The sequence below is a fragment of the Gracilibacillus oryzae genome, assembly GCF_009498735.1.
GTDB lineage: Bacteria > Bacillota > Bacilli > Bacillales > Amphibacillaceae > Gracilibacillus > Gracilibacillus oryzae.
The window spans coordinates 9,429-33,420 of sequence record NZ_ML762432.1 but is presented as its reverse complement, the minus strand read 5'-3'; the positions used below and the strand labels follow the sequence as shown (position 1 = coordinate 33,420).

At 37.2% G+C, this 23,992-nt stretch carries 23 protein-coding genes and 1 pseudogene; 6 read left to right on the top strand and 18 right to left on the bottom strand.

Annotated elements, in window-relative coordinates:
* The 10 genes and pseudogenes from F9U64_RS23040 to F9U64_RS12500 form a co-directional block, all read right to left on the bottom strand.
* Positions 1 to 350 (bottom strand): annotated as a pseudogene (locus F9U64_RS23040) (preprotein translocase subunit SecA); the annotation flags it as partial.
* Positions 351 to 757: 407 nt separating this feature from the next.
* Positions 758 to 1,318, bottom strand: a complete 561-nt coding sequence (gene hpf / locus F9U64_RS12540) for a ribosome hibernation-promoting factor, HPF/YfiA family (RefSeq protein WP_153403943.1) — start codon at positions 1,316 to 1,318, stop codon at positions 758 to 760.
* A gap of 192 nt (positions 1,319 to 1,510) precedes the next feature.
* A complete protein-coding gene (locus F9U64_RS12535) occupies positions 1,511 to 1,867 on the bottom strand; it encodes a flagellar protein FliT (RefSeq protein WP_153403939.1) in 357 nt (118 codons plus the stop codon).
* Positions 1,867 to 2,265, bottom strand: a complete 399-nt coding sequence (gene fliS, locus F9U64_RS12530) for a flagellar export chaperone FliS (RefSeq protein WP_153403936.1) — start codon at positions 2,263 to 2,265, stop codon at positions 1,867 to 1,869. Before fliS ends, F9U64_RS12535 begins: the two co-directional genes overlap by 1 nt.
* Before the next feature lie 28 nt (positions 2,266 to 2,293).
* Positions 2,294 to 2,662 (bottom strand): flagellar protein FlaG, encoded by a 369-nt coding sequence (flaG, locus tag F9U64_RS12525; protein WP_153403933.1) that lies wholly within the window; start codon positions 2,660 to 2,662, stop codon positions 2,294 to 2,296.
* Between the two features lie 106 nt (positions 2,663 to 2,768).
* On the bottom strand, positions 2,769 to 2,945 hold the full coding sequence (locus tag F9U64_RS12520; protein WP_153403930.1) for a YjfB family protein: 177 nt from the start codon (positions 2,943 to 2,945) through the stop codon (positions 2,769 to 2,771).
* A gap of 14 nt (positions 2,946 to 2,959) precedes the next feature.
* Positions 2,960 to 5,080 (bottom strand): flagellar filament capping protein FliD, encoded by a 2,121-nt coding sequence (fliD, locus tag F9U64_RS12515; RefSeq protein ID WP_228275703.1) that lies wholly within the window; start codon positions 5,078 to 5,080, stop codon positions 2,960 to 2,962.
* Between the two features lie 84 nt (positions 5,081 to 5,164).
* Complete coding sequence (locus F9U64_RS12510) at positions 5,165 to 6,475, bottom strand: MFS transporter (RefSeq protein ID WP_228275702.1); 1,311 nt, start codon at positions 6,473 to 6,475, stop codon at positions 5,165 to 5,167.
* Complete coding sequence (locus tag F9U64_RS12505) at positions 6,456 to 7,577, bottom strand: DUF58 domain-containing protein (RefSeq protein WP_153403925.1); 1,122 nt, start codon at positions 7,575 to 7,577, stop codon at positions 6,456 to 6,458. The genes F9U64_RS12510 and F9U64_RS12505 overlap by 20 nt, the downstream gene beginning before the upstream one ends.
* On the bottom strand, positions 7,574 to 8,542 hold the full coding sequence (locus F9U64_RS12500; RefSeq protein ID WP_153403922.1) for an AAA family ATPase: 969 nt from the start codon (positions 8,540 to 8,542) through the stop codon (positions 7,574 to 7,576). Before F9U64_RS12500 ends, F9U64_RS12505 begins: the two co-directional genes overlap by 4 nt.
* Positions 8,543 to 8,943: 401 nt before the next feature.
* Between F9U64_RS12500 and F9U64_RS12495 the strand changes: the two genes are divergently transcribed.
* From F9U64_RS12495 to F9U64_RS12475, 5 genes are all read left to right on the top strand, one after another.
* Positions 8,944 to 10,005 (top strand): NAD(P)/FAD-dependent oxidoreductase, encoded by a 1,062-nt coding sequence (locus F9U64_RS12495; protein ID WP_153403919.1) that lies wholly within the window; start codon positions 8,944 to 8,946, stop codon positions 10,003 to 10,005.
* A gap of 158 nt (positions 10,006 to 10,163) precedes the next feature.
* Positions 10,164 to 10,919, top strand: a complete 756-nt coding sequence (locus F9U64_RS12490) for an EAL domain-containing protein (protein ID WP_153403916.1) — start codon at positions 10,164 to 10,166, stop codon at positions 10,917 to 10,919.
* A 236-nt stretch (positions 10,920 to 11,155) separates the two neighbouring features.
* Positions 11,156 to 11,545 (top strand): hypothetical protein, encoded by a 390-nt coding sequence (locus F9U64_RS12485; RefSeq protein ID WP_228275701.1) that lies wholly within the window; start codon positions 11,156 to 11,158, stop codon positions 11,543 to 11,545.
* 168 nt (positions 11,546 to 11,713) lie between these two features.
* Entirely contained in the window at positions 11,714 to 12,451 is a 738-nt protein-coding gene (locus F9U64_RS12480) for a hypothetical protein (protein WP_153403913.1), read from the top strand.
* Between the two features lie 51 nt (positions 12,452 to 12,502).
* On the top strand, positions 12,503 to 13,195 hold the full coding sequence (locus F9U64_RS12475; protein ID WP_228275700.1) for a hypothetical protein: 693 nt from the start codon (positions 12,503 to 12,505) through the stop codon (positions 13,193 to 13,195).
* 19 nt (positions 13,196 to 13,214) lie between these two features.
* On the opposite strand, the gene cobA is transcribed toward F9U64_RS12475, so the two are convergent.
* From cobA to glpX, 7 genes are all read right to left on the bottom strand, one after another.
* The gene (gene cobA / locus F9U64_RS12470; RefSeq protein WP_153403907.1) at positions 13,215 to 13,997 is read right to left on the bottom strand and encodes a uroporphyrinogen-III C-methyltransferase; all 783 of its coding nucleotides are present in this window, start codon (positions 13,995 to 13,997) and stop codon (positions 13,215 to 13,217) included.
* A gap of 83 nt (positions 13,998 to 14,080) precedes the next feature.
* A complete protein-coding gene (nirD, locus tag F9U64_RS12465) occupies positions 14,081 to 14,410 on the bottom strand; it encodes a nitrite reductase small subunit NirD (protein WP_228275712.1) in 330 nt (109 codons plus the stop codon).
* Positions 14,411 to 14,421: 11 nt separating this feature from the next.
* Positions 14,422 to 16,821 (bottom strand): nitrite reductase large subunit NirB, encoded by a 2,400-nt coding sequence (gene nirB, locus F9U64_RS12460; RefSeq protein ID WP_228275699.1) that lies wholly within the window; start codon positions 16,819 to 16,821, stop codon positions 14,422 to 14,424.
* 525 nt (positions 16,822 to 17,346) lie between these two features.
* Positions 17,347 to 17,931, bottom strand: coding sequence for a thioredoxin family protein (locus F9U64_RS12455; RefSeq protein WP_153403898.1), 585 nt, complete (start codon positions 17,929 to 17,931; stop codon positions 17,347 to 17,349).
* 33 nt (positions 17,932 to 17,964) lie between these two features.
* Complete coding sequence (tkt, locus tag F9U64_RS12450) at positions 17,965 to 19,977, bottom strand: transketolase (protein ID WP_153404374.1); 2,013 nt, start codon at positions 19,975 to 19,977, stop codon at positions 17,965 to 17,967.
* Between the two features lie 20 nt (positions 19,978 to 19,997).
* A complete protein-coding gene (fsa, locus tag F9U64_RS12445) occupies positions 19,998 to 20,642 on the bottom strand; it encodes a fructose-6-phosphate aldolase (protein ID WP_153403895.1) in 645 nt (214 codons plus the stop codon).
* A 27-nt stretch (positions 20,643 to 20,669) separates the two neighbouring features.
* A complete protein-coding gene (gene glpX / locus F9U64_RS12440) occupies positions 20,670 to 21,626 on the bottom strand; it encodes a class II fructose-bisphosphatase (RefSeq protein WP_153403892.1) in 957 nt (318 codons plus the stop codon).
* A 441-nt stretch (positions 21,627 to 22,067) separates the two neighbouring features.
* On the opposite strand from glpX, the gene F9U64_RS12435 reads away from it, so the two are divergent.
* Positions 22,068 to 22,835, top strand: coding sequence for a DeoR/GlpR family DNA-binding transcription regulator (locus F9U64_RS12435; RefSeq protein ID WP_153404371.1), 768 nt, complete (start codon positions 22,068 to 22,070; stop codon positions 22,833 to 22,835).
* A gap of 310 nt (positions 22,836 to 23,145) precedes the next feature.
* Here the strand turns inward: F9U64_RS12435 and F9U64_RS12430 are convergent.
* The coding region (locus F9U64_RS12430; RefSeq protein ID WP_228275698.1) for a TRAP transporter large permease at positions 23,146 to 23,992 on the bottom strand (847 nt) is incomplete at its 5' end.

Genomic DNA, 23,992 nt, shown 5'->3' with positions numbered 1-23,992 from the left:
AAATAAACAGGCATTGTGGATGCCAGTGTTTTCCCTTCACCTGTTTTCATTTCTGCTATATCACCATGATGCATGGCAATTGCACCAAGTAACTGAACATTATACGGATGCAATCCTAATACTCTAGTGGATGCTTCCCTGACGACTGCATATGCTTCGACTAGTAAATCATCCAATGTTTCTCCATTTTGATATCTTTGTTTTAACTCTGCTGTTTTATTTTGTAATTGATGATCAGAAAGCTGCTGCATTGAAGGTTCTAATGCTTCAATTTCTGATGCTGTTTTATCTAAATTCTTTAATTGTCTTTGATTGCCCGAACCAAAAACTTTTTGTAATAATGCACGCATATTAGACGCTCCTCTTTTCCATACTTGGCAAGGCCAATTACGCTTACTATGTGTTAGTATATTGTATTCATCACTTTCTATCATAACATTTGTCTCAGGAAATTTACAACAATCGGCTAAAAGGGAAGGAAATGAGGGAAGAAGCAGCCGATTGTGCTCGACTGCTTCTTAAAAGAGAAGGTTGGTTGAGAGGAAGTGAAACCTTCTCGGTGAGGGGATACTCTATTTATAACACAGGAAATGAAAGTTGATAAATCAGGAAATCTGTTATTTAAGAACATGGTCTTACTATATTCCGCAGTTTTTCTGTAGAATAAATACGATTTAGGTGAATCAGAACAACAATTAAACAAGTTTAGCAACAATCAGAAAAAGGTGGTTTGCAAATGCAAACCACCTTCTTGTATTTAGCTAGGTTCGATCAAGCCGTAGCGGCCGTCACGACGTTTATATACAACATTTGTGTTTCCAGTAATCGAATTCTCAAAAACGAAGAACGCATGTCCTAACATGTCCATTTGTAATACTGCTTCTTCTGAATCCATTGGTTTTAAATCAAATCGCTTAGTTCTTACAATTTCAATATCCTCATCATCAAAGATATCTTCTCCTCTAATTTCAGCGGCTTCTTTTTCTAACTCAGCAAATACATGCTTTGGTGCGCCTTGCTGACGGAATTTCCGGTTAACTTTTGTTTTATGCTTACGGATTTGCCTTTCTAGTTTGTCAACAACAAGATCGATAGCAGCATACAAATCTATGTGGTGTACCTCAGCCCGAAGCATAAGGTTGGTCATAGGAATTGTAACCTCAATTTGCTGCTCTTCATTATAGACACTTATATTTACATTTACATCTGAAGTGGGAGGAGTATCAAAATATCTTTCTAATTTCCCTATCTTTCTTTCAACATATTCCTTGATTGCTCCAGTCACTTCTACATTTTCGCCACGAATGTTATATTTCATAAAAAGTGTCCTCCTTTCAAACTATAAAGCTTTAATAAGCTATATATCTATTATACCACACTTGCGACAGGATAAACGAGTGAAAAGTCAATATATTCTGAAAGTTTTTTACGAAATCTTAACATATTTAGACCATAACTTTTAAAAAGTTTTTATTTCTATAAAAAAAAAACAGATGACCAATGAGGGCATCTATTTTCTTGAATCAAGAAACATTCCATCATGTGTGGAAAGTTGCTGATAAGGATTCAAATATTGTTTTGTTGAGCGTGTTTGTTTTTTATTAACTCGCATTTTTGTTTTTATGTTTCCAAGTAATTTCTGTAGTTTGGGCTCTAACTTTTGATCTAAGGCAAGACAGTCTTTCCCTAAGCTTATTTCTTCTTCCTCGAATGGTGACTTAATAAAAGGAATTAATTCTTGTCGCTTTTCAAGCAGAATATCAATATTTTTAATTATTTCCTCACGAGATTCATCACTATTAACCGGCTGATCTACTACTTGAAGCAGTTTGTTGGTAATTACTATATATTCCTGAAGTGGTTTCATTATGACTTAACACCTTGTCCATGTTTTCGAATTCTTTCTTGTCTTATTAATTCTTTCCAAGTATCGCGGAACTGGGTGAGTATTTCCTCAGCCTCTGTTAATTTTTCTGAATCATTATTAACATTTGCTTGTGTTAAACAGTGATAGGCAAACTCATATAAAGGCATCATTTGTTTTGTAATTGCTGCATCCTGGTCTAATGTCACCATTAATTCACGTACAATGTTTTGTGTTTTTTGAATCATTACATTTTTGTTTTGATAGTCTTGTTGTTCGATAGCTTTTCTGGCTTGCTTGATAAACTTTAGACTGCCATTATACAGCATTAATGTAAGTTCTCCTGGTGTTGCTGTGTTTACTGAATTATTCTGGTATGCCTGGTATTGCTGATAAGCCATTGGTATAACGCTCCTCTTTAAAAATTACTTATATTCTTTCATCCACAATAAATCCCATCAACTCTGCCATTCCAGCATAAACATCTAATAATTTCTTTGGCGGGATCTCTTTGATTACTTCGTCTGTTTCTGAGTTAACGACAGTTACATAGTATCTATCTAATTTTTCATGATACTCGTATCGAATACTGGTATTTGTTGGTTCAAGAAAAGAATTTAAACCATCTACCATTCTTTTCGTACTTTCTTTTGGCAGTTCTGCTGATTCCTCATCAGTATGACTACCACTTGATTCTTTTACATGGTTATTGGATCTTTCTACTGCTGATATGGATTGCTCTTTGCTGTCTGTGATTTGCAGAATTGGAGATCCAGTGATCAATTTGCCAACTTCCATGTCAAAAGCCATCTCCTCTATTTTGTTTACTTTTTATATCGGCTAATATTAATAAAACTTTAGTATAAATTGAAAAATCCGGAGAAAACTTCTCCGGATCTACTGACTAGGCTTTTATATCTATCGAGCTTCCTATATGTGGCTGAACAGATCTCTCTAGCATTTTTATCATATCACTAGATTGTGCTTCTGCTTGATCTAAGGCTTTGTCCATAATCTCGACACTAGCTTGCTGTTTCACTTGCGTTTGATTCATTATAACTGACATTGCAGCAATATCCATGTTAACCCTCCTAATTATTGCATTCCGCCAAACTGCTGCATCATATAGCTTGCTTGATTGTTATATTTTGCAATAGCTTGTTCCATTGCCGTAAATTGTTTCCAGTATCTATCTTCAATCTGTGTCAGCCGATCTTCAAATCTCTCAATCTGCTTATCCATATCATCCAGATTTCGACCGAGTGTAAATTGATGGTTAGAATAAGAAGCTCTTCCTGCCCGTTCATATATCTTATTCATAGCAGCATCCACTGTATCTGTTAATCGGCGAGCTATTCCTTTTTCTCCATACGTATCACTGTCAGAGCCGCCTCTAAAGAGATTTTCAACTGCATCAGGATCTTGTTCAATTGCTTCTTTTAATTTTGCTTCATTAATTTCTAATTTTCCACCAGACATATAATCTTTTGTTGTAGTTATTCCTATGGCTGCAAGTTGATTAAAAGATCCGGATGATGATTGATCATTATTCACTGGTGAATAAAAGCCCGTACGCATACTTGATAACACATCTCTTAGAATGGCATCATTTCGTAAAAGACCACTTTTTGCCCGCTCTTCCCAATCCTCTTGCTGCTTATCGGTTAAACCTTCTCTCTGGTCATCTGTTAATGGATCATAATCCCGGTAAAATGTTTCTGTTACTTTATCGTTGATTGCGTCAATTAACGTATTATAAGTTTCGACAAATTCTTTGATGTTATCGAATACTTCTTCAGAATTGTTAGAGATATTGAGAGAAACAGGTTGGTCAGCATCAGTATCAGATGTAGAATCAAATGTTTGTTTTAATGTGAAAGTGACGCCTTCTATGTCAAATGTATTGGAATAGCGTTCTGTATCTAAACCGTTAATTGTAAAGGTCGCATTTTGTCCGCCCGTTTCTTCAACGCCTCCAAATCTAAATAATTCATTGATTAATGTTCCATTTGTTTCTATTTGATCTTTCCTAGGCTCACCTTCTTTATTACCAACAAAATTACCTGTTTCTGTTGTTCTAAGTGTGAATTGATCTTTAAAGGAATCATACAACATGGACACACCAATATTTGCTTTATTTACTTCACTTACCACTTGGTTGATAGATTCATTTCCAGCTACGATAAAATCGCCAAATTGTTTTCCATCTTCAGTATGGGCGTTTAGAGAAAAGTGGGTGTAGTTTTGTTGATAGGTTGCCTGAACATTCGTCTCTTTTTCTACTGCGTCATTAAATGTTATTTTTCCGGTTTCTGTGTTAATAACGCCAATTACATCACCATTTTCTGAATTCTTAAGATTATATTCGTTTTCGTTCCCTGTTGAATCACTTATTTTATAATTTTTCTCATCAATAATTAAATTGAATGAATCATTCACAGCAATAGAACCTGCTGATAATTGGAGAGTTTTCCCACCTTCCGGAACAGTTCGAGATTCTGTTTTGCTTTCAACAATATATTCAGCAGATATTTTAGTACCTTTTTGAATTACACCTTCAGCAAATGTAAGGTCACCTGAACTTTTGTCCACCACAACTTGATTATCAGCTAATTTTACTCCTTCAGCAGGTTTTTCAGTCAAAACCTCGAAACCTTTTCCGTTTACTTTAATACTAATTGCTTTCATGTCCTCTTCTACTTTTAATCCAGTATTCAAAGAAAGATCTTGATTTAAACTATCTGCAGTTAAATCCTTCTTCTCAATTATACCTTGTTTCCATACGTTTTCTTGTAATGGATTATCCGCAAAGTTACCTGTTTGACCATAAAGTCCTTTTGATGTATCAACTTCCTTATTAGGATCAGATATAGAACCATTGTTAACTTTGGTAGATGCTGTAGCCAATTGCCCTACCTTCGAAATCGTGTATGATGTCTGATTCGCAGCACTTGATGCAATTGCTGTAATAAAATCCTCATTACTAGAAGTCACCTGTCTTGATCGATAAGCTGTCGTCATACGCATATTCAACAATGAATCTTTGAAATCGAGTAACAGTGTATTAATACTTCGATAATCATCACGTTTCCACTCTAATTCCTGCTTTTCTTTTTGCATATTTTGAAGTGGTATACTTTCAGCTTTCATTAAATCTCTAACCATTGAATCGATATCCATACCACTGGCAAAACCTGAAATACGCATCGTACTCATTTTGATCACGCCCTTATTTTAGTCATTCTTATCTATATTATCGGACTAATAAGGTCATATTTAAATAGAACTATCGAATTAATTTCACTTATTTCGCAACTTATTCCAAATAGACTGTAATTCAGATTCTGATGACACACCTAATGAATCTTGACCATACCGAACTTGATCATACATTCTTTGCAGATTATCCCATTCTTTCTCTGATATAGCTAACACTTCATGTGCTGTCATTGATTGCTGCCATTTATCCTGTTGTCTTAATTCTCTTGAAATTTCACGATATAAGAATCGCACTTTTTCTTCAGATGCCAATTTATCATAATTCGTTTTCCGGCCAAAAACACCCTGCAGTCGATCCTTTATCTCCTCCTGCTTCTCTTTGCGCCAATTCTTCCAGTCAAATAAATTCTCTTTCTCATCGGTATATTCAGAGTCAGACTGTTCAAATCGATTACTTGTAAATACTTGCTTTAGGGCATCCCATATAAACAGAAATGCTTTTTTTACCATACGACGAACTTTTTTAAAGAGTAATGACAGCATGAATAGCACTGCCACAATAATTAGAATGATCCCAACAACAATTCCAATTTGCTCCATGACTTGGGCGAATTTCGAAGGTTCACCTGTTTCCATCCCTGGCAGCATCTGCTGACTGTTTTGTACCGGTTGTTCTTCCATCGGTGGCTCATCATTTGAAAAAAGTTCAACAAATGAGATGAATGCCTGCATAATCGAACGCACAGTATGATAGAGAAAAGACTGGATCACTTGAAAATTGGTCAGGATTAATACTAAAAGGAATGTTAGGATAAGATAGGAATAATTCATTTTTTTCATTTCTCGACTTGTACGGTGTTTCTGATCTTTGGATAATGATTCCTTCTGTAAAAGATCCCTGTTTGTGACAAACAACATGATGATGATGAACAGAATCCCTATTCCACTTAAGAGTCCCCGATAAGGAACTAAACTGTCAAAATAGGAAAATAGCATGTAGCCAAAGAAATAGCCCGGAACACCAAATGTCCACAGTAAACGAGATGGCAACAGTTGCTCCCTGTGAGTTTCCGCATATTGAACTCCCCGGTATGCCGCAATAAAACCAATAACGGCAGAAGAAAGGTAAGCTAATATGTCTTGACCAATCAACAGGGAAAACCCTATTGCCATTATTCCTGCTATTATTAATACAATTGGCCGTTTCTTCATCTTTGACCTGATCATTACTAATAAACAAAGCAGCACAAATAATCCAGTTAGCCAAAAATACACATTTTCGTTAACGGTTAATATGGCTAACAGTAAAAGAACTGGAAAGAAGGCGAGCATTTCGGTAAGACCTTGGATAAAGGTGGTGAATAAAGAACGCCTAGCTTGCATATTCTTCACCAGCTTTCTCTGTAAATTGATCTAATAATACAACTTCCACTGCATTGCCAAGCTGTTCTAATTGAGCTATTTTCTGTTCAACCTTTTCGGAGACTTGGCGGGTAAATAAGATTATATCTGTATCTGATAACTCTTGTTCGATATCTTCTTCTAAAAAAGCTCGAAAATTTCTGCTCCTGTCCATTTTCACCTTTGCTATTGTGTCGAGAATATAATCCAATTGGCTGCCACTGCTAGATGGACCCACTCTAATCGACGGTTTGATTCGTTCGAGAGTATTGGTAAATGGTTCAACAAAGTAGCCATTACAGCCAAAACCTGTGGCAATCCCTTGTTCAATTGTATAAGCAGCAAGGGAAGCAGCATAAGAAAGTGCTTCTTCCAATCGTTCCGGATTTTCAATTGGTAAACGTATATCTTCGTTCGTATCAAAATTAACATAAATCATCAGATGATGATCAGCTGTATAATCTTTTTTGTTAACTTGCATTTTTTGCGAGCGTGCTGTTGCTTTCCAATTAATTGTATTAAGCGGATCACCTGCCCTGTACACACGCACACCTGCATGCAAAAATGGATCTTCGATAATCCATCGTTTCACTGATATGTCCCCTAACCAGCTATGTGAGGGGAGCGGTATCTCATCAATAGCGACAATCTTAGGATACACAGTAACTGCCGTACTTGCTTCAATGGAGTCAAATGACTCGCCAAACCCAATCGCATCTCCCGTCGTAACAGATACTGTATCAAGCGGATAATACCCCCGCTTCATTGCAGTCAGATGATGCGTTCTGGTAATTTTCTGATATGGCAAAAGACTGAATAAGGACCGGTGGAATACTTCCTCTCCTCCAGCTTTATTTTCCAGAGCTTCCGTAACAAGATGCTGGCTGATCTTCGACTCCAGCCGAATCCATGGAATGGGAAGAAGCTTTCGATTGACAATCTGATCAACCATTTCGATGGTCTCTCCTTCAAATACAGTCTTCTGTTTAAACTCTCTTTTATAAGTAATGCCTTTTAAACCCCATTTATTGTATATCATTCCTTGTAATAAGATAATGATTAATAAAACGAATATTATCCATGCTATATTCATCCTCTGACCAAATCCTTTTCAGACTCTGTCGGAACAGGAACATCTTGTAATATCTCATTTATAACTGCTTCTACCTGGTTTCCTTTCACACCGATTTTCTTCATTAAGACAAGCCGATGACCTAAAACTGGTACTGCCATTTGTTTAATATCATCTGGTATGACATAGGTTCTTCCTTGTAATAATGCATAAACCTGCACACATTTCAGCAATGCCTGACTGCCACGTGGACTCACACCTAACAGGATGTTGTCATGATTTCTCGTCCTTTCGATCACTTCCATTAAGTAATTCAGCACATCATCACTTACTTCCACTTCACTGTAAACTCTTTGCATGCTGATCATTGTCTCTACATCCATAACAGATTTCAGATTTTCCAGAGGATTCGTTTGTTTAAACCGTTTCAATATTTTGATTCCTTCTTCTTTTGAAGGATAGCCCATTTTAATTTTCAACAGAAAACGGTCCAGTTGAGCTTCTGGCAGTGGAAATGTTCCCTGACTTTCGATTGGATTTTGTGTAGCGATAACCAGGAAAGGCTCTGCAAGTTGATGTGTTTCCCCGTCAATTGTCACTTGACGTTCTTCCATACTCTCCAGCAGGCTGGATTGTGTTCTTGGTGTTGCCCGGTTTATTTCGTCAGCTAATAAGATATTGGTGAAAATTGGCCCCTCCCGGAATTCAAATTCCCCTTTTTGCTGGCTGTAAAAGTGAATTCCTGTTATATCTGATGGTAATAAATCCGGAGTAAACTGGATTCGCTTGAATGTTCCTGCCAGCGATTTCGCCAAGGATTTTGCCATCAATGTTTTCCCCGTTCCTGGTACATCCTCTAACAGTACATGTCCAGAAGAAACCATAGCAACTAACAGCAAATCAATTGTTTTTTCCTGCCCAACAACTACTTGATTAACATTTTGTTTCAATTTTCTGGCTGCATTTTGAACATTCATTAACTCCATCATAAAACTCCCCTTCCGATTTGTGTGCGCTTTCATCATTATACCTCTTTTATAACATGAATGGTAACTTTTAGGCAAAATAATATACTTTTGCTAATAATTAGAATATGATCAAAATTGGTGGGCACATTATTTTCAGAATAATAAAACATTTTAATTTTATGTGTTTTATATAGTTTTCTCGAACTGTTTTTGGTAGGCTATTTATAGAGGTTGTTCAAAAAGTCCGGTAAAAATGACACATCGTATTTCTTCGTTGGCTTGGTTCTCCGCTGCTAATACATGCGCCGCCTTGAGCTCTTCGGTCCTTTTTATCCTCCTTTTTGAACACATAATTATAGGTATAAGGGATAATTTATGGGAAATAACCTGAAATTACAGATAGACAGGGGTTTTGAAAAATGAAAAGAGTTGTCATAATTGGTGGTGGCTATGGTGGAATGAATGCATTACATCAGCTAATCGACAATTATCTGCCAAAAGATGTGGAGATTATTGTTATCGATCGGAATCCATACCATTCATTAAAAACAGAGTTCTATGCCATTACAGCAGGAACAAAATCGGATAAAGAAGTACGAATTGAATTTCCTGAGCATGATCAGATTCATTACATATTTGGCGAGATAATTGAAATTGATACAGAGAATGAACGTATACGCGTGAAAAATAAAGAAGATGCGATCTCCTTTGACTACTTAATTATCGGACTGGGCTGTGAAGATAATTATCATGGGATCCAAGGTGCAATGGAATATACCGAAAGTGTTCAGACAATTTCTAAGTCCCGGCAGGCAAGTATCAAAGTCAATAATTTACCTGCCTACAGCCAAGTTTCTGTTGTTGGAGCCGGTCTTAGCGGAATTGAAGTTGCTTCTGAAATTAGAGAAAGCCGGCCCGACTTAAATATACGATTATTGGACCGCGGAGCGTCTGTACTTTCTGCTTTTGATGAGAAGGTGCAATCATATGTCGAAGACTGGTTTCAACGTAATGATGTGAAGATACTCCATCATTCCAATGTAGAGCTAGTAGCTGAAGGTATTTTTTATAATAATGGAGAAGGTATCTTAAGTGATGTAATCATTTGGACAGCAGGTGTCAGACCTCATTATTTAGTAAGAAGTCTCCCTTTTGAAAAAGACCGTCAGGAAAAAATTATTGTTAATGACTTCTACCAGGTCCCGGCCCAGCAAAATATCTTTGTTGTTGGTGATTGTGCCTCCTCGACTTATTCCCCCAGTGCTCAACTGGCTGGAATTCAAGGAGAACATATCGGAAGAATTTTAGCAGATATTCTGCGCGGAGAAGATCCGAAAATGCCTAAAGGAATTAAATTAAAAGGACAATTAGGATCTCTTGGTAAGTCAGACGGATTTGGCAGTATGTATCAGAAACCAGTTACCGGCCTGTTACCACGTTTAGCGAAATCCGGAGTATTATGGTTGAGTAAACGACATTAATAATTATAGAAAAAGCACGGAGGCAATCCAGTGCTTTTTTTGTTTGGACGATTTTTGTAAAATGATACTCCATCCATTAATTAAAATTCTAGAAAATATAAATATAATCTTGTAAAATTGGATTATTCTTCATTATGCTTTCCTTTTAGGAGGTCATCATGTCTAAAGCAAAACTTTATGATTTAATTGACAATGGAAAATTTGAACATCACTTTCAGGCACTTTATGATTTAGAAACATTATCCATCATGGGATATGAAGCACTTTTGCGAACAAACCTGTTTAAAAATCCGGAAATATTGTTTGAACAGGCAAGCCAAACCGATCGTTTTTTTGATCTGGAAATCCAATCGATTAGAAAAGCGTTCCGTGCTTTTGATGAATTATGTGAGACAACAGATGAGAAAAGTTTATTATTAAATGTTTTTCCATCAAATTTAATGAACGATCATTTCGTTTCTTATATCGAGCAGTTTATTGCCGGCAGGCGTTTCAAACCAGAGCAAGTTATTTTTGAAATAAACGAATCAGATGCCATGACAAATGTGTCTGCTTTATCACAAAATGTTAATTTACTGAGAAAAAAAGGATTCTTGATTGGAATTGATGATGTAGGCAAAGGGGTATCCTCCCTACAGGCAATTGTAGAATTACAGCCTGACTATGTCAAAATGGATCGCTATTTTGCTAATCAGTTGGCAAAAAGCAACCGCAAACAGGAAATGGTTCGCTCTATTGTGACGTATTGTTTCAACACAGAGACGAAATTTGTTTTAGAAGGAATTGAGATCCCTGAAGACTTAGAGATGGCTAAATCGATTGGCGTATCAATTGTGCAGGGCTTCTTACTAGCGGAACCAAAACCGCTTGAAACAATAATATCATTTGAATTAAAGATGGCAAAAGGTTTTTAGAATTCGGACAAGGGATTTCTCTTGTCTTTTTTCTCGCCTGGAAAGACAGGTATTTATTTTGAAACAAAATCTTCGCTTGGAAGCGACTGCCTATGAAGTGAGTGAATGATAAAATATATTTACCCCTTTTAGTGAGCCGTATATGACTATTCCTGCTTCCCGCCATTTTCTCACAGCATAATTCCCTTCAAGTTTCATATAAATGAACTGATGAAAATAGACTGGGAGGGAAGATGATGACAGGAGAACCTTTTGAGCTTTCAGAGGATATCTTAAAGAAATACGATGACTTAAATAAACAGAAAAAAACGGTGGAGCAGGAATTAAATCTGCTAAAAAAGCAAATCCATTTTTACTTAGATGAATTGTTTGGAAAAGAACAAAAAGGGGAAGTAAAACGAGGAAATTATAAAGTGCAGCGTGTCATTCGTTCCACTATTCAATATGACGAAGAAGAAACAGTAAAAAAACTGGAACAACTCAATTTAACCGATTTTCTTGTGAAGAAACCTGATACTGAAAAATTAGAAGCAGCAATAAAAATCGAGTTAGTAAAAGGCGAAGATTTCAAAGATTGCAAAATGCAAAAGCTGACACAGGCTATTACAGTAAAAGAAATAGGCTAAAACATCATATGAAGGATGGATTGGTAGGGTTTTGGCCGACAACTGTGGACGTTTGTAATAAAATAATATCTTTATCGTAAAGGGAAAAAGGTATATACAAAAATAAAAAAGGCATCTAATCTAGAAGAGAGATCATACTTTTTCTCAATCGTTGGAGAGATGCTCTTATTGTTAAAAATGGTCCCATGTTTAGCAGAAATAAAGATTGGCGGGATTAGAATGCATAAAATAACTCAATCATATCTAAAATTACAGTCTCCAAAAGATCACAGAGGAAATATCGTTATATTTTTATTTGTATTTTTGGATATAATGGGGATTATTCCTATTATATCCGAACCCTTTTCCCCGGTCTTTTTCTGGCCTACCATTTTCCCAATCATTTTCATTCATTTATGGGCCCTTTTGTATATTTTCGCACCTTACAAGTTTGAACTGTCTTATTATTTATTTATGGGAGTATATGGGATAATAAATACATACGTGTTTTTTATGGTTATTCAAAAATTTCTCTATATTTATATTGGGATAAATACACCGATTGTTTTTATGACAGGAATAGTTTTATTAGTTACACTTCTAATTGTTTATCAAATAGCAAACCTGAAATTATTACATTCAGGAACCTATTCCAAATTACATAAAAATGAGGTTAAAGTTAATTTCTCCCCTGTTTTAGCAGCTAGCGGAATTGGTTATGCTTTCTCACAGTTGGTTCTATCAGTGTTTTCTGGCGGCATGACTCAAATAATCATACTTATTTTTTTGTTTTCTATTATGTCCATTATTACTGCTTTTTTATCATTGCATTTACATAAGTATCTATTTATAAGGAAAAACATGAAAACAGTAAGAGAACTTTACCCCTGGTTTGGCTTAGCGAAAAAAGATAGAAAAGCTATATAACCATATTTAAATATTACTAGAATAATAAACCATTGTTGCCGAGGTGTTCCTTTGAAAAATAAGTACGAGCAAAAATCTTTACATTTCTTAATACAGCCAGCTTCTGAACATAGACTACGGACATTTTCCCTCTTGTTTGTTTTTTTAGACCTAACGGGAATGTTATTTCTTGTAAGTGAACCATTCTCACCTGAATATATACTCCCTATCCTGATACCGGTAATTCTTTTGCATTTTTGGAGTGTACTTTATTTTATTGACCCATATAAGTTCGAATTATCGTATTATTTGTTTGCAGGGATTCTTGGTTTAGTAAATACTATTACATATTTTTTGGTTATTCAAAAATTCTTGTATCTGCACATTGAGGTAACTGGTCCGATATTTTTTGTTATTAGTCTATTATTATTTTTATCACTAATCGTCTTCTTTCAAATCTTTCATCTTAAAATGCTTCATTCAGGGAAGTATGCAGCATATATGGAAAAAGGGACAAATATGAATGGACACCCTATTATACTAGCTTCTTGTTCAGGTTATATCGTTGGACAGTTTGTAATCTCACTAATTGCAGCAGAATCGATTTTATTCATTATATTGATTACATGCATTACTGCACTATCTGTTTTTACATCATTCAATACGACATATATCCAACGCTATCTCTACTTAAAAAAACATTACAAAGAAATAAAAAAAGTGAGACCAAACTTTGGCTTATCTAAAAATGATAGAAAATTATAAAAAACCATCCTTACATAATTCAATTCGCTTCCACTAGCGGGACACTTTGCAGTTGCTGATAATAGTTTTTCCAATAAGCTAACTCTTCACCCACTTTGACTACTTCACCTACTATTACCATAGCTGGATTCTGAATTTGATCTTGTTCAGCCAGTTTGACAATTGTCTGCAATGTCCCTGTTACTACTTTTTGATTTGCTGTTGTACCTTCTTGAATAATCGCAACAGGCATTCGGGGTGACTTGCCTCCTCTAATCAAGTTACCAACAATAGATGGCAGATGGCCTATTCCCATATAAATAGCAAGTGTATCAACAGCTTTTGCTAATGCATCCCAGTCTATCTTAGCATCGTCTCCAGCTTTACAATGGCCTGTTACGATTGCAAATGTTCTGCCAAGTTCCCGGTGTGTAACAGGAATATCTGCAGATGCAGGTGCAGCAATGCCTGAAGTGATCCCTGGTATGACTTCATATTCAATTCCGCTTTTCGCTAAAGCTAATGCTTCTTCTGCTCCCCTGCCAAACACGAAGGGATCGCCACCTTTTAGCCGGACGACATTCTTATTTTCTTTGCCGTATTTGACTAACAAGTGATTGATTGTTTCTTGTTTCATGATGTGCAAGGAAGGAAGTTTCCCACAAAAAATAAGATCTGTTCCTTCCTTTGCTTCTTGTAATAATAATGGGTTAACAAGGCGGTCATATAAGATAACGTCAGCTTGCTGAATGGCTTTTAATGCTTTGACTGTGATTAATTCCGGATCTCCAGGGCCTGCACCAATAAGATATACTTTTCCCATCAGTTCTCCTCCTTGTGATGAAAACGGCCGGACGGAGTTATTCCCACTAAATTCACCGAACTTCGAATAACTCCCCTTTGCCATTAGTTAATCGGTACTTCCACATAAACCTGCTGTTCTTCCACGATCGTTTTAAATGTTTGTACACATCCCTCATCAGGCGCTTGCACCATGCCATCCTCTATATTGATTTTCCAATCATGCAATGGGCAGAAGACATATTTTCCGCTTACCATTCCTTCTGATAAAACTCCTCCGCGATGTGGACACTTATTTTCAATTGCTTTTATTTGGCCATCAGATAACCGGAAGACTGCCAGTTCTCTGTTCCCGATCACTACGGCTTTGCCTAAGCTAATAGGAAAATCTTCATAATTTCCGATTAAAACTTTCTGTATGGTGTGTTCCATCAGTTTCGCCTCCCCTATTTTGCAATAACTTTCTGGTAAAGATCTTTCAATATGGTTTCACTTTCGATCGCTTCATTCCATGGCTCTTTATAAACAGATAGAGCTTCATCCATTCTTCTATTTAATTCACTGCGCAACGCTTCATCTAATACCACTTCACGAACATGTTCTATACCAACACGTTCAACAAATTTGCTGCTGCGCTCAAGGTAGCTGGCATTTTCACGATAATATTGCAGAAATGCGGAAGTATATTCTAAAACTTCCTCTTCTGTTTTCACTCTAGCAAGGATGTCTGCTTCTCTTAATTCAGAGCCGCCGTTACCACCAACATAGATTTCCCAGACACCATCTAATCCCACAATACCAACATCTTTTATACTGCCTTCTGCACAATTTCTTGGACAGGCAGATACACCCATTTTCACTTTGTGTGGTGTGTTTAATCCTTCAAATTTCTTTTCTAACTGGATACCCATACCAGTTGAATCCTGGGTTCCGAAACGGCAAAATTGAGAACCGACACATGTTTTTACTGTTCGAACAGATTTCCCGTAAGCATAACCTGATGGCATTCCCAACTCTTTCCACACTTCTGGCAGGTCTTCTTTTTTGATACCTAATAAGTCAATCCGCTGGCCGCCTGTCAGTTTAATCATGCCAACCTCATATTTTTCCGCAACATCGGCAATTTTACGTAAATCTGTTACATTGGTTACACCTCCGTACATTCGAGGCACTACAGAATAGGTTCCATCTTTCTGGATATTGGCATGAAGTCGTTCATTGACAAAACGGGATTCTCGTTCATCTTCATACTCTTTTGGATTAACCATTCCTAAATAATAATTTAATGCTGGCCGGCATTTGGAGCAGCCTTCCTCTGTTTTCCAGCCTAAGACATTCATCACTTCTCTTGTATGTGACAGTCCTTTCGCGCGAATTTCTGCAATGACTTCTTCACGTGATAAATCTGTACAACTGCAGATCGTTTCTTTTGTTTCTTCCTGATATTCATCACCTAATGTTAATTCCAGTATGTCTTGTACCATTCCCTTACATTGACCGCAGGAACGGGAAGCATTTGTTGTATTTTTCACTTCTTCTAATGTTGTAAGTCCTTTTTCCTTTATGGCAGTTACGATATCACCTTTAGAAATACCATTACAGCCGCAAACAATTTCGTCATCACTCATTGAAGCAACAATACTCTCTGATTGATCAGCATTTTGCTGTGTTTCCATATATTCATGTACACATGTCCCTTTTTTAATATGACTGAAAAGCTGTGTTCCTTCTTTCGTATTTCCGAAAAGAACAGCCCCTGCTAATTTGCCATCTTTAATGACAACCTTTTTGTAAGTGTTCTGCCATTCATCAAATAATTTGATTGCTTTCGTTGCAGCAGATTCCTGAATAATCCCTGCAGAAAATACGTCTACACCAGATACCTTTAACTGAGTAGAAACGACAGAGCCTTTATATCCCTGGTGATTCATGCCGCAGATGTGTTTTGCTAAAGCTTGACCTTGTTCATATAATGGGGCAACAAGGCCATATGTCATTCCATTATGTTCGGCACATTCTCCTACTGCATATATATTTGGTTCACTTGTCTGCATATAATCAGTGACCACAATTCCTCGGTTCACTTCTAGCCCTGTCTGTTCTGCCAGTTTCACATTTGGTCTGATTCCAACTGCCATTATGACTAAATCGGCTTTTACTGTATCTCCATCTTTGAATTTCAGTCCTGCAACTCTGTCATCACCGGTAATTTCCATTGTTTGCTTTTTGAGCAGAAAATTCATCCCCTGGGCTTCCAGTTCTTTTTGTAATAATTGCGCAGCTGTCTGGTCTAATTGGCATTCCATTAAATGTTCTGCTAACTCGATCACGTTTACTTCCATTCCCAAATTCAATAATCCTCTTGCTGCCTCTAACCCTAATAAGCCGCCGCCAATAACTGCTGCATGTTTATAATGATCTGCCGATTTGATCATTTCTTCACAATCAGCTATATCACGAAACCCTGTGACACCTGCTTTATCTGCACCTGGGATTGGCAAAATAAATGGATTAGAACCTGTAGCCATTATTAAACAATCATACTTAGCTTCTTTTCCTTTGTCGGTATAGATTATTTTTGATTGTTTATCAATTTTCACAACGGTTTCCCCTGGATATAATAAAATATTATTGTCCTCGTACCATTGCCACTCATTGAGGATAATATCTTTTAGTTCAGTATCTCCTTGTAGTACTTTGGACAATTGAATTCTGTTGTAATTCGGATACGGTTCTTTTCCGAATACAGTAATATCGAAATAGTCTTGTAACAACTTTAAAATCTCTTCAATTGCCCTGATTCCAGCCATCCCATTTCCAATTAGCACAAGTTTTTTCTTTTCCACTGTTGTAACCCCCAAATCATTTATTAAGTGAGACATTGCTCAGCCGTTGCTTATGGTACCTACTGAGCATGAATGAAACTTATCAGGATGTTTACTGTATTAAACGTAAGTTTGTTCAATATTTCACATTTTGTTTTATATGCTTATATTATATTCCAGCAAAGGCACTTTGTGGTGTGACATTGATCACACCTAGATACATTGTCTTTAGCATTACTTTAAAGAATCTGTTCAATATGCAAAGTTGAAGAAAAACGGCGTAGAAGTAATTAATTATGCTGAATCACCAGGAGTAATGGTTTCTATCCAGGATATAGTAATGAGGACGTATTTTTAAACGATAACTGATCCTTTGAACAGAATAGCTACAGCTGCTTTCCGAGTAATAGTCCAAAATAAAAAAGTTTTCTTGATAAGTTTTTAAATGAGTACTCTATCGGTTAAATTTGAATTGACATAAAGAAAGTGGCCCACACGTTAAGTAATGTGCAGGCCACTTTCTTTTAATTTTTAAGATTGAAAAGCTTAAACAAGATCACATGCTTCAGGAGGCATCCAATATTTTTCTTTACCTTCCCATTTAACATTACAGCCGAGCGGATTGGTTAATGGTGTGGTAATTTCCTTACCCGCTAAATGCTCAGCAAGCGCATTTTCTAAGTCATTCACTGTTGCTTTTTCTGTATCTTTAGGATTATCAAGTGCACGTCCTGTATAAATCAATTCACGATCCTGGTTAAATACGTAAAAGTGTGGTGTGCGCATAGCCCCATATGCTACCGCAACGTCTTGTGATTGATCTTTTACATAAATCCATGGAAATTGTTGTTTTTCCATCTCTTCTGTCATACCTTCCAAAGCATCAAGCGGTTTTGTGTTGGTACTATTGGAGTTAATGCCGATAAATTGTACACCTTGATCTGCAAATTTCTCTGCAGTTGCTCTAGTCGATTCATTTGAGCCAACTACATATGGGCAATGGTTACATGTAAAGAAAATAACCAATACTTTTGCATCCGCAAAATCTGACAATCTGTATGTTTTTCCATCTGTTGCTGGAAGTTCGAAATCAGGTGCTTTCTGTCCCAATTCAAGTGTGAAACTACTCATAAAATACTCCTCTCTTCAGCTGTCCTTCTTAACTCATGACAACTCTATTTCTTTATATTTTAACACAATATTCTCTGCTGTGAATCCGTATTTCTCCATCAGGTAATTGCCATTTCCTGATGCACCGAACTCATCTATTGTCAGTAATTCTCCTTCTGAACCAACATATTTGTGCCAGCCCAGGGATGCACCCATTTCCACTGCAAGGCGTTTTGTTACATGCTTTGGCAATACTTTGCGTTGATATTCTTTCGGCTGCTTATCAAACAAATCCCATGAAGGCATGCTGACAACAGATACATAAATTCCTTCAGCTTCTAATTGCTTTTGCGCTTCTAATGCAAGCTGTACTTCTGATCCTGTTGCCAGTATGATGCCATCTTGCTCTCCTCCTGCTTCTGAGAGAATATAGGCACCTTTTTGTACCCCTTGATAAGCATCCTCTAAGGAAGCAGTAACAGTCGGTAATGCTTGTCGTGTTAAAACAAGAGCATGTGGTGTTGTTTCACTTTCTAAAGCTAAACGCCACGCTGCTGCTGTTTCATTGCCATCAGCTGGTCTAATAACGGAAAGGTTAGGCATCGCTCTAAAGGAAGCCAAATGTTCCACAGGCTCATGTGTCGGACCATCTTCTCCAACCGCAATACTGTCATGTGTGAGGACATATGTTGCCGGCACTTTCATTAAGGCAGATGACCGGATCGCAGAACGCAAGTAATCAGAGAATACAAAGAATGTTCCACCAAAAACTTTCACACCGCCATGTAATGCCATTCCGTTTAAAGCACAGCCCATAGCAAACTCTCTCACACCAAACCAGATATTTCTTCCATCATAACTAGTTGCCGAAAAATCGCGTTCATTGGCTAGATTTGTTTTATTGGAACCTGATAAATCAGCAGATCCTCCGAGTAAGAATGGTACATTTTCCGCAATCTGATTGAGTACCTTTCCAGAAGCATCTCGTGTTGAAACAGCATCTGCTTCCTGGTAGTCTGTAAGATTATCAAGCCAATTTTCTGGTAACTTTCCAGCGATGGCATCCTCCAGCTCTTCTGCTAGTTCAGGATAAGCTTCTTTATAAGTTTCCAGCATCTGCTGCCATTTTGCTTCTTTTTGCTGGCCTGTTTGTTTCTTTTCCTCGAAAAACTCTTTTACTTCTTCCGGAACAGTAAATGGCTGATCATATTCCCATTTGTAATTTGCTTTCACTAATGAAATTTCCGCTTCTCCTAATGGTGCCCCATGGACGGATGAAGTACCCGCTTTATTCGGTGAGCCGAAACCAATCGTTGTTTTCACTTCAATTAACGTAGGTTTTCTGCGGTTTTGTTTTGCTAAATTAATCGCATTCTGGATCTCTTCCAGATTAGTGCCATCTTCTACGCGTAATACTTGCCAGCCATTTGCTTTATAGCGGTCCATCACATTTTCTGAAAAAGCCATGTCCAGATCCCCATCAAGTGAGATATCATTGGAATCATATAATACAATTAATTTTCCTAGTTTCAGATGTCCAGCTAATGAAGCAGCCTCCTGTGATACCCCTTCCATTAAATCCCCATCACCGCAGAGGCTATAAGTAAAGTGATCAATAACAGGGTAGCCTTGACGATTATACTTCGCTGCAAGAAAACGCTCTGCCATCGCCATACCAGTAGCCATTGCCAGTCCTTGGCCTAGTGGGCCTGTTGTTGCATCAACACCTGGTGTATGTCCATATTCAGGATGTCCTGGCGTCTTGCTTCCCCATTGTCTGAAATTTTTCAGCTCATCCATGCTAAGATCATAACCTGTTAAATGTAAGAGACTATATAATAAGGCAGAACCATGGCCTGCGGATAAAACAAACCGGTCGCGGTTAAACCAATCAGGATTGGCAGGATTGTGATTCATATTGTCTGCCCATAACACATGTGCCATTGGAGCAGCACCCATTGGTAATCCTGGGTGGCCGGAGTTTGCTTTTTCTATCATATCAATCGACAGCATTCGGATTGTATGGACAGCTAATGTATTAATTTCTGTTTTCGTAAGAGTTTTCATCATAAAGTGTCATCCTCTCTTTATTTTGGGACCTTTTCCCAGTCTGCTAAAAATTGTTCAATACCGATATCTGTTAACGGATGGCTCCATAATTTAGGGAACAGCGAGCCAGGGATTGTAGCAATATCCGCTCCAGCAACCGCCGCATCCTGCAGGTGAGTAATTGTTCGTACACTTGCTGTAATAATTTCTGTTTCATATTGATATTCTTCCAGCACACGCTTTAAATTCCGGACAAGTGTCATACCTTCTGTTCCAATATCATCCACTCTACCAACAAATGGACTGATGTAAGAAGCTCCCGCTTTTGCTGCCATTAAACCTTGAGCAACAGAGAATACTAGTGTTACATTTGTTTTAATTCCCTCCTTGGATAGAATATTTACTGCACGAAGACCGTTTTCTGTCATAGGAATTTTGACGATTACATTTGGTGCCCATTTCGCAATATCTCGTGCTTCAGCCAACATTTCGTCTGTCTCTAAACCAACCACTTCGGCACTTACCGGACCATCAATAATCCCGCAGATTTCCTGAATCACTTCTTTAAAATTCCGTCCTTCTTTAGCAATGATCGACGGATTTGTCGTAATCCCATCAACAAGCCCCAGTTCATTCACTCTTTTAATCTCATCAATATTTGCCGTATCCAAGAAAAATTTCATACCTAATCCCTCCATTTGTTTAATGTATTAGCTTAACACCATATCTTTATTAACATGTTTACTTGTTATAAAACGCACTTGCCGGTTTTCTCCTGTTAATAGAAGAGAGTGAGTGACAGATTGCATTTCTTCATCGAGCTTAATCTCATCTAATAATATATTTCCTGTAATTCCTGTCGCAGAAAATACGCATTGATCAGAGTTAACTAGATCTTCATGTCTTAATGTCTTTTCCGGATCTTTTATCCCCATCTCCAGACACCTTTTGCCTTCCTGGTCATTTTGAGGTAATAATCTTGCCTGCATTTCGCCTCCAAGACATTTCACTGCTACTGCTGCCACTACCCCTTCAGGAGCGCCTCCAATACCATAAAATAGATCAAAGTCCTGATTTTTCATACAAGTTGCGATTGCATAGGTAATATCTCCATCATTAAACAAATGCACTTTTGCTCCAAGGTTCCGAATTTCCGCTATTGCTTTTTCATGTCTTTTTCGATTTTGGATCAATATTTTCATGTCTTTCACATTTTTATTATTTGCCTTTGCCACACTGTACACATTTTCTGTTAATGAAGCATCAAGGTCAATTTTTCCAGCCGCCTGTGGACCTGCTACCAACTTTTCCATATACATATCTGGCGCATGCAATAAAGTGCCTTGAGGAGCTGCCGCGATAACAGCAAAGGCATTGTCTTGCCCATTCACAATCGAATTGGTTCCTTCGATCGGATCTACCGCTATATCTACTTTTTGCCCTGATCCAGTTCCGACATTTTCGCCAATGAAGAGCATTGGCGCATGGTCCAATTCCCCTTCACCTATGACGATTCGGCCATCGAATTCAATACCGTTCAAGCAATCACGCATTGCATTTGTTGCTGCCCCGTCTGCCTTTATCTTATCTCCACTGCCAATCCACGGAAATGACGCTAAAGCTGCCTGTTCAGTTACTTTTAAAAAATCGAAAGTTAAATCTTTCATGGAAATTTCCCCCTTCAACTTGTATGAATTACCTGGAAACAATGAAGACACATCTTTGAGACTGACCTGGGATTTGCTCCATTCTTCCCCTTAATTTTAAATGGATTAATGGTTTTGGTTTAGCGCCTCCTTTCGTTTCCCTTTCTTTGTTTTCATTTTATCATTTTTATTTTCTATTTTCAACGTTTATTTTCGTTTATTATTAAAATTTACAAATTAATTCTTTAATTGGAGGTGTTTAATTCATAAAAACTGCTATTATAACGCTTTTTTAGAGTGAATCTCCATTGCCTCTTTTAAAACTTTGGTCCCATTTATCATTTTTTAATCAATAAATATGTAATAATTTATTATCGTTTACTTTCACAATATGGTACAATGATGTATATTAAAAGAATGATAGCGGATTAATTATTAAATGAGGGTGATTTTTTGAAGAAGATGTTTGCTACCGAGAGAAGAAATGTCATATTAGAAATATTAAACGAAAAAAAACGAGTAACCGTTAAAGATTTATCAAAAATCTTAAATGTTTCTGAAGCAACATTACGAACTGACTTAACTTATATGGAAAAGCAGCGGCTTTTAACAAGAACACATGGCGGTGCTGTTTTGGATAATGCCATCCCATCTGAAAATACATTTTCAGAGCGAGCAAAACGGAATGTGGAAAGTAAGAGCACTATCGCCAAGAAAGCGATTGAATTAATAAACGATAAAGACTGTATCCTGTTAGACGCCAGTACCACAGCTTTGGAAATTGCAAGGCTATTAAAAGAGAACAATATTCAACTAACCGTCCTGACAAATGGAATAACAGCTGCAATCGAATTAAGGGACAACCCCGCAATTAATGTTATTTTATTAGGTGGAATGCTTCGCAATGGATCAATGGCTTTGGAAGGGCCGTTTGGGGTTCCTGTCTTAAATCAGATACATGTCGATATTATGTTCACATCAGCAAGAGGGTTTACAGTAGACGAAGGGCTGACTGATTTCAGTGTGTATGAGGTTGAACTGAAAAAGTCCCTTGTAAGCAAGGTGGAAAAAGTTGTAGCCATTATTGACCACTCAAAAATCGGTGACAATTCAATTGCCTCTTTCGCAACAATTCATGATATTGATGAATTTATTACAGATGAAGATGTGGATGATCAATTAAAAGAAGTTTTCACACAAAATAACATTACTTTTCATATTGCAAAATAAAGTAAGACTTTGAACAGTGGGGTTTTTAGTTCCCCACTGATCATTAGCGAAACTTATCTGGATGCTTAGCGCTGTGAATTAATGAAACTCGAGAGAAAGCTTAACTTCTTCTCGAGTTTTTTGATTGAGGCGTTTATTATATAGAATACTATGGAAATGAAATCCACACTTTTCTCCTCTACTTTTCTATTTCCTCTATAAAAACTAACTCTCATCATACCAAGCATTAAAAAAAGGTGATTGAAGCTTACACCTCAATCACCTTCTAACCCTATCAATCTGCAAATTTTCAAACAATCATTTTATTTAACTAGAGTAGTACAAGAGACAAGAACGGGAATACCACAATAAAGATTAATGTGATAATCATTGAAATTAAAAATGGAGTTACCGCTCTTGATAGAGTTGGTATGCCAACACCTGATATCCCTGATCCAACAAATAAGTTTACTCCCAGCGGTGGTGTGATAAAACCAATTGCCAGATTCGCAATCATCATTACACCGAAGTGAACAGGATGGATACCAAGTTCCACTGCAACCGGGAATAAAATCGGTGTTAAAATTACAACGGCTGCTGTTGTATCCATAAACATTCCAACAACCAAAAGCATTATCATAATTAATAAGATAATAACAAAACTGCTGTCAGAAATTGTCGTTAGTGCACCAGCAACCTGATTTGGTATCTGTTCCAGAGTCAACACTTTACCAAACGCGGTTGCTGCAGAAATAATAATTAACACAGAAGCACTTGTAAGGGATGCACGAGAAACAATTCTAGGCAAGTCCTTTACACTTATTTCTTTATAGACAAACAAACTGATAAGAATGGCGTAAACTACTGAAATAACAGCCGCTTCTGTTGGTGTAAACATTCCGCTGTAAATACCGCCCAGAATAATAATCGGAGTAAGCAAAGCCCATTTCGCATGGTTCAGCTGCACAAAGAACCGTTTAAAAGTAAATTTCTCTGTTTGTGTACCAAAGCCTTTCTTCTTACTATAAATACATACCCAAATTATCATACCAATTCCAATTAAGATACCTGGCAATATCCCGCCTAAAAACATGTCACCTACCGACGTTTGTGAGGAGACACCATACATAATCATCGGGATACTTGGTGGAATAATAATCCCCAATGAACCTGCTGAT

Bases quoted from the DNA above. Each gene is read 5' to 3' on its own strand.
- F9U64_RS12495 (WP_153403919.1), top strand. From the start codon at position 8,944: ATGAAAAGAGTTGTCATAATTGGTGGTGGCTATGGTGGAATGAATGCA.
- F9U64_RS12435 (WP_153404371.1), top strand. From the start codon at position 22,068: ATGTTTGCTACCGAGAGAAGAAATGTCATATTAGAAATATTAAACGAA.
- flaG (WP_153403933.1), bottom strand. From the start codon at position 2,662: ATGGAAGTTGGCAAATTGATCACTGGATCTCCAATTCTGCAAATCACA.
- F9U64_RS12520 (WP_153403930.1), bottom strand. From the start codon at position 2,945: ATGGATATTGCTGCAATGTCAGTTATAATGAATCAAACGCAAGTGAAA.
- F9U64_RS12535 (WP_153403939.1), bottom strand. From the start codon at position 1,867: ATGAAACCACTTCAGGAATATATAGTAATTACCAACAAACTGCTTCAA.
- F9U64_RS12505 (WP_153403925.1), bottom strand. From the start codon at position 7,577: ATGAATATAGCATGGATAATATTCGTTTTATTAATCATTATCTTATTA.
- fsa (WP_153403895.1), bottom strand. From the start codon at position 20,642: ATGAAATTTTTCTTGGATACGGCAAATATTGATGAGATTAAAAGAGTG.
- glpX (WP_153403892.1), bottom strand. From the start codon at position 21,626: ATGAAAGATTTAACTTTCGATTTTTTAAAAGTAACTGAACAGGCAGCT.
- F9U64_RS12490 (WP_153403916.1), top strand. From the start codon at position 10,164: ATGTCTAAAGCAAAACTTTATGATTTAATTGACAATGGAAAATTTGAA.
- tkt (WP_153404374.1), bottom strand. From the start codon at position 19,977: ATGAAAACTCTTACGAAAACAGAAATTAATACATTAGCTGTCCATACA.
- F9U64_RS12485 (WP_228275701.1), top strand. From the start codon at position 11,156: ATGACAGGAGAACCTTTTGAGCTTTCAGAGGATATCTTAAAGAAATAC.
- hpf (WP_153403943.1), bottom strand. From the start codon at position 1,318: ATGAAATATAACATTCGTGGCGAAAATGTAGAAGTGACTGGAGCAATC.
- F9U64_RS12455 (WP_153403898.1), bottom strand. From the start codon at position 17,931: ATGAGTAGTTTCACACTTGAATTGGGACAGAAAGCACCTGATTTCGAA.
- F9U64_RS12500 (WP_153403922.1), bottom strand. From the start codon at position 8,542: ATGGAGTTAATGAATGTTCAAAATGCAGCCAGAAAATTGAAACAAAAT.
- fliD (WP_228275703.1), bottom strand. From the start codon at position 5,080: ATGAGTACGATGCGTATTTCAGGTTTTGCCAGTGGTATGGATATCGAT.
- cobA (WP_153403907.1), bottom strand. From the start codon at position 13,997: ATGGGAAAAGTATATCTTATTGGTGCAGGCCCTGGAGATCCGGAATTA.
- fliS (WP_153403936.1), bottom strand. From the start codon at position 2,265: ATGGCTTATCAGCAATACCAGGCATACCAGAATAATTCAGTAAACACA.